The organism is Streptomyces sp. NPDC093598, assembly GCF_044764825.1.
Classification (GTDB): Bacteria; Actinomycetota; Actinomycetes; order Streptomycetales; family Streptomycetaceae; genus Streptomyces.
Map to the genome: position 1 here is coordinate 1 of NZ_JBIWIV010000035.1, position 5229 is coordinate 5229.

5 protein-coding genes are annotated in these 5229 nt (G+C 69.4%); 3 read left to right on the top strand and 2 right to left on the bottom strand.

Features of this window, described 5'->3' with window-relative positions:
- Positions 1 to 199: 199 nt before the first annotated feature.
- The gene (locus ACIRDU_RS38545; RefSeq protein ID WP_403588887.1) at positions 200 to 754 is read right to left on the bottom strand and encodes a hypothetical protein; all 555 of its coding nucleotides are present in this window, start codon (positions 752 to 754) and stop codon (positions 200 to 202) included.
- 112 nt (positions 755 to 866) lie between these two features.
- Positions 867 to 1106, bottom strand: a complete 240-nt coding sequence (locus ACIRDU_RS38550; protein ID WP_403588888.1) for a hypothetical protein — start codon at positions 1104 to 1106, stop codon at positions 867 to 869.
- A 177-nt stretch (positions 1107 to 1283) separates the two neighbouring features.
- Here ACIRDU_RS38550 and thyX point away from each other — a divergent pair, with 177 nt between their 5' ends.
- The 3 genes from thyX to ACIRDU_RS38565 all read left to right on the top strand — a co-directional run bounded on the left by thyX (position 1284) and on the right by ACIRDU_RS38565 (position 4974).
- Positions 1284 to 2024 carry an FAD-dependent thymidylate synthase gene (gene thyX / locus ACIRDU_RS38555; RefSeq protein ID WP_352120094.1) on the top strand — a complete coding sequence of 247 codons (741 nt, stop codon included), beginning with the start codon at positions 1284 to 1286 and terminating at the stop codon, positions 2022 to 2024.
- Between the two features lie 212 nt (positions 2025 to 2236).
- Entirely contained in the window at positions 2237 to 3136 is a 900-nt protein-coding gene (gene dapA / locus ACIRDU_RS38560; protein WP_403588890.1) for a 4-hydroxy-tetrahydrodipicolinate synthase, read from the top strand.
- A 152-nt stretch (positions 3137 to 3288) separates the two neighbouring features.
- Complete coding sequence (locus ACIRDU_RS38565) at positions 3289 to 4974, top strand: ribonuclease J (protein WP_403588892.1); 1686 nt, start codon at positions 3289 to 3291, stop codon at positions 4972 to 4974.
- Positions 4975 to 5229 lie beyond the last annotated feature (255 nt).

Sequence of the window (5229 nt, forward strand, 5' to 3'; positions counted from 1 at the left end):
GCCTCGGCGAGAAGTGGACCGAGACCCAGAAGTCGCTGGGGTCCTGATGACGGGTACGACCGAGACGGCGGCCGCCGAGGCCGCCGCGGGGGCGGGCGGGCCCCCCCCCCCCCCCCCCCCCCCCCCCCCCCCCCCCCCGGGGGGGGGGGCCCCCCCCCCCCCCCCGGGCCCCCCCCCGCCGGCATGAGGGTCGAGGACCTCAGCGCGGGCCGTACTCCTCGGCCCACGCCTCGACCGAGTCAGCCGCCCGGTCGAAGGCCTCCGTGCGGCCCAGGAAGTCCGCGTTGTGGGTGGTCAGCAGCGGCGAGGGACCGCCGGTGTCCTGGCCCCGGCGGCCGAGCAGCAGCGCCTGCCCCTGCACGGCCCGGGGCAGTCCCAGCCAGCGCACCGGCTGCTGCACCGTCCGCACGGAGACGACCTGCTCCCAGGACGCCGTACGCGTGGTGAGGAAACCCACGTGCCGCAGCCCGCGCGCGCTGACCCACACGCCCATGCGCAGCAGCCGCAGCGCGGCGGCGATGACGAGCAGTGCGAGCCCGAACACCACCGCGGCCGACGTCAGTTGGGCCGTCGCGGCGATGATGACCGCCGCGAACAGCACGAACGAGGCGAGCAGCAGCGCGAGCGCCGCCGCCCCGACTCGCCACGGCCCCGGCCGGTACGGACGCCGCCAGCGGTCACGGTCGTCGTAGGGCAACGGAACGTCGTCCGCCGCCTCGAAAACGCGGTCGGCCGTCAGGAAGGGCAGGGGCACGGCTGGTCCTCACTCGATCCATGCGTGGGCTGTGCCCGGTGAGGCTACCGATCTGTGTCCCCGGTCACCACTGGCGGGGGGCCGGATGGAGTCACCACCGGCCCGGTGCGGTTCAGCGCTTCTCGGACGCCTGCGACTGCTGAGGCTGATCGGCCGAATGGCCGGGCGTCAGCGCGGGCGTCCCGATGACCAGGGACCCCACGAGCCCCGCCACGATGGTGAGCCCCAGCAGCCAACGGCCGGCCATCTGACCGACGGACGGCCGCTCGCGCGGTGGGGGAGTGACATTGCTGCGGAACCTGTCGGCCTCGGCGACGAAGGCAAACGGTACGGGTTCACGCCGACCGAACATCAGGGGTGCGTCTCCCTTCAAGGGTGGAACGGATCACTGTCGTCTGTAGAGACGAACGAACTCCCTCAGAGGTGCCCTGTTTCACCGACTTCATAGCGGCACGCCACCGATCGCACCGAATCGGCCGGGCCGTAGAGTGGCGTCGCCACACGACGAGATGGGAAGGCCCTGCCAACCGTGACCGACACCCCCGCCGACGACCTCAAGCCCAGCTACCGCAGCGACGTCACCGTCGAGCTGGTCAAGCACACCGCGTCCGACGCGGACGTCCTCTTCGCCGCCCGCGTCTCGACCCTCGGCGAGCAGTCCCTGGACGAGCTGAAGAAGGACCCCGAGCGTTCCAAGGGCCTGATCAACTACCTGATGCGGGACCGGCACGGCAGCCCCTTCGAGCACAACTCGATGACCTTCCTGATCAGCGCCCCGATCTTCGTCTTCCGCGAGTTCATGCGGCACCGCGTCGGCTGGTCCTACAACGAGGAGAGCGGCCGCTACCGCGAGCTCCAGCCCGTCTTCTACGTCCCCGACGAGTCCCGCAAGCTGGTCCAGGAGGGCCGCCCGGGCAAGTACGTCTTCGTGGAGGGCACCCAGGCCCAGCAGGAGCTGGTCGGCCGCGTCATGGAGGACTCGTACCGGCAGGCGTACGAGGCCTACCAGGAGATGCTCGCCGCCGGTGTCGCCCGCGAGGTGGCCCGTGCGGTCCTCCCGGTGGGCCTGTACTCCTCCATGTACGCCACCTGCAACGCCCGCTCGCTGATGCACTTCCTCGGCCTGCGCACCCAGCACGAGCTGGCCAAGGTGCCGTCCTTCCCGCAGCGCGAGATCGAGATGGTCGGCGAGAAGATGGAGGCCGAGTGGGCCCGGCTCATGCCGCTCACCTACGCCGCCTTCAACGCGAACGGACGCGTGGCGCCCTGACGCGCCCCGAGTCCGCCGGTCCGGTACAGATGTACGGTTCAGCCGCGCGAAGTGTCCGTATTGCGGCATTTGGAGAAGTTCATCTAGCCTGATCAAACGGGTCCGGCACTGCTTGAACCCCCGAGCAGGCAGTGCCGGGCTCCACCTTTGTCACGACTTGTCGCCTGCCCCGCGGGCAGACCCTGTCCTGAGCAACGAGTAGCGTGTAACCCATGGCTCCGACCTCGACTCCGCAGACCCCCTTCGGGCGGGTCCTCACCGCCATGGTCACGCCCTTCACGGCGGACGGCGCACTCGACCTCGACGGCGCGCAGCGGCTCGCCGCCCACCTGGTGGACGCAGGCAACGACGGCCTGGTCATCAACGGCACCACCGGCGAGTCCCCGACCACCAGCGACGCGGAGAAAGCGGATCTCGTACGGGCGGTCCTGGAGGCGGTCGGAGACCGGGCCCACGTCGTGGCCGGAGTCGGCACCAACGACACCCACCACAGCATCGAACTCGCCCGCGCGGCGGAACGCACCGGCGCACACGGCCTGCTCGTGGTGACCCCGTACTACAACAAGCCCCCGCAGGAAGGCCTCTACCGGCACTTCACGGCCGTCGCCGACACCACCGGCCTCCCGGTGATGCTCTACGACATCCCCGGCCGCAGCGGCGTCCCGATCAACACCGAGACGCTCGTCCGCCTCGCCGAGCACCCGCGGATCGTCGCCAACAAGGACGCCAAGGGCGACCTCGGCCGCGCCAGCTGGGCCATCGCCCGCTCCGGCCTCGCCTGGTACTCCGGCGACGACATGCTGAACCTGCCCCTGCTCTCGGTCGGCGCGGTCGGCTTCGTCTCGGTCGTCGGCCACGTCGTCACCCCCGAGCTGCGCGCCCTGGTCGAGGCGTACACCTCCGGTGACGTCCAGAAGGCCACGGAGATCCACCAGAAGCTGCTCGCCGTCTACACGGGTATGTTCCGCACCCAGGGCGTGATGACGACCAAGGCCGCGCTCACCCTGAAGGGACTGCCCGCCGGGCCCCTGCGAGCTCCCATGGTCGAGTGTGCGCCCGAGGAGATCGAGCAACTCAAGATCGATCTTGCCGCCGGCGGGGTACAGCTCTGACATCAGACTTCGCGCGACCCCCGCGCAACTGCTTCACAACTGAATAGGCGGGCCACCGGTGCCCGCACCCCACACATACAACTGCTTCTGCACGAACGTCATGCGCGCCACGTGCCCCACCGGTACGTGGCGTGTGTGGTGAGGAGAGTCTTTTGAGTCATCCGCATCCCGAACTCCGCACGCCTCCGCCGCTCCCCGAAGGCGGCCTGCGTGTCACCCCGCTCGGCGGCCTCGGCGAAATCGGCCGGAACATGACGGTCTTCGAATTCGGCGGCCGCCTGCTGATCGTCGACTGCGGAGTGCTCTTCCCCGAGGAGGAGCAGCCCGGAATCGACCTGATCCTGCCGGACTTCTCGTCCATCAGGGATCGCCTCGACGACATCGAGGGCATCGTGCTCACGCACGGGCACGAGGACCACATCGGCGGCGTCCCCTTCCTCCTGCGCGAGAAGCCGGACATCCCGCTGATCGGCTCCAAGCTGACCCTCGCCCTCATCGAGGCCAAGCTCCAGGAGCACCGCATCCGCCCGTACACCCTCGAGGTGACGGAGGGGCACCGCGAGCGCATCGGCCCCTTCGACTGCGAGTTCATCGCGGTCAACCACTCCATCCCGGACGCGCTGGCCGTGGCCATCCGCACCCCCGCGGGCATGGTGGTCCACACCGGCGACTTCAAGATGGACCAGCTCCCGCTGGACAGCCGCCTCACGGACCTCCACGCCTTCGCACGCCTGAGCGAGGAGGGCATCGACCTCCTCCTCTCGGACTCGACGAACGCCGAGGTGCCGGGGTTCGTCCCGCCCGAGCGGGAGATCTCCAACGTCCTGCGCCAGGTCTTCGCCGGAGCCCGCAAGCGCATCATCGTCGCGAGCTTCGCCAGCCACGTGCACCGCATCCAGCAGATCCTGGACGCGGCGCACGAGTACGGCCGCCGCGTCGCCTTCGTCGGCCGCTCCATGGTCCGCAACATGGGCATCGCCCGGGACCTGGGCTACCTGAAGGTTCCCCCGGGCCTGGTCGTGGACGTCAAGACGCTCGACGACCTCCCGGACAGCGAGGTGGTCCTGGTCTGCACGGGCTCCCAGGGCGAACCGATGGCGGCCCTGTCCCGCATGGCCAACCGCGACCACCAGATCCGCATCGTCCAGGGCGACACGGTGATCCTGGCGTCGTCCCTGATCCCCGGCAACGAGAACGCGGTCTACCGCGTGATCAACGGCCTCACCCGCTGGGGCGCGAACGTCGTCCACAAGGGCAACGCCAAGGTCCACGTCTCCGGCCACGCCTCCGCGGGCGAGCTGCTGTACTTCTACAACATCTGCCGCCCGAAGAACCTGATGCCGGTGCACGGCGAATGGCGCCACCTGCGCGCCAACGCCGAGCTGGGCGCCCTGACCGGCGTCCCGCACGATCGCATCGTCATCGCCGAGGACGGCGTCGCCGTCGACCTCGTCGAGGGCAAGGCGAAGATCTCCGGCAAGGTCCAGGCGGGCTACGTCTACGTCGACGGCCTCTCGGTCGGTGACGTGGGCGAGCCGGCCCTGAAGGACCGCAAGATCCTCGGCGACGAGGGCATCATCTCGGTCTTCGTGGTCATCGACTCCTCCACCGGGAAGATCACCGGCGGCCCGCACATCCAGGCCCGCGGCTCGGGCATCGAGGACTCGGCCTTCAGTGATGTGGCGCCCAGGATCACGGAGGTGCTCGAACGCTCCGCCCAGGACGGCGTGGTCGAACCCCACCAGCTCCAGCAGCTCATCCGCCGCACGCTGGGCAAGTGGGTCTCGGACACCTACCGGCGCCGGCCGATGATCCTGCCTGTGGTGGTGGAGGTCTGACGGACCGTCGGGCCTGAGCCCACGCCAACTGGGAGCGGGGCGCCTCGATTTGCATCGAGGCGCCCCGCTCCAGTAGGTTTACAACTCCTCCCGACGGGGCACCCGGGCCAACTCAGGCACCAGGACCATGCCCGGCCGGAGAGGGAAATCCGACTCAGAACTTCTGATAAAGTCGGAACCGCCGGAAAGGGAAACGCGAAAGCGGAAACCTGGAAAGCACCGAGGAAATCGGGTCGAGAAAAGATCTGATAGAGT

Bases quoted from the DNA above. Each gene is read 5' to 3' on its own strand.
- ACIRDU_RS38550 (WP_403588888.1), bottom strand. From the start codon at position 1,106: ATGTTCGGTCGGCGTGAACCCGTACCGTTTGCCTTCGTCGCCGAGGCC.
- dapA (WP_403588890.1), top strand. From the start codon at position 2,237: ATGGCTCCGACCTCGACTCCGCAGACCCCCTTCGGGCGGGTCCTCACC.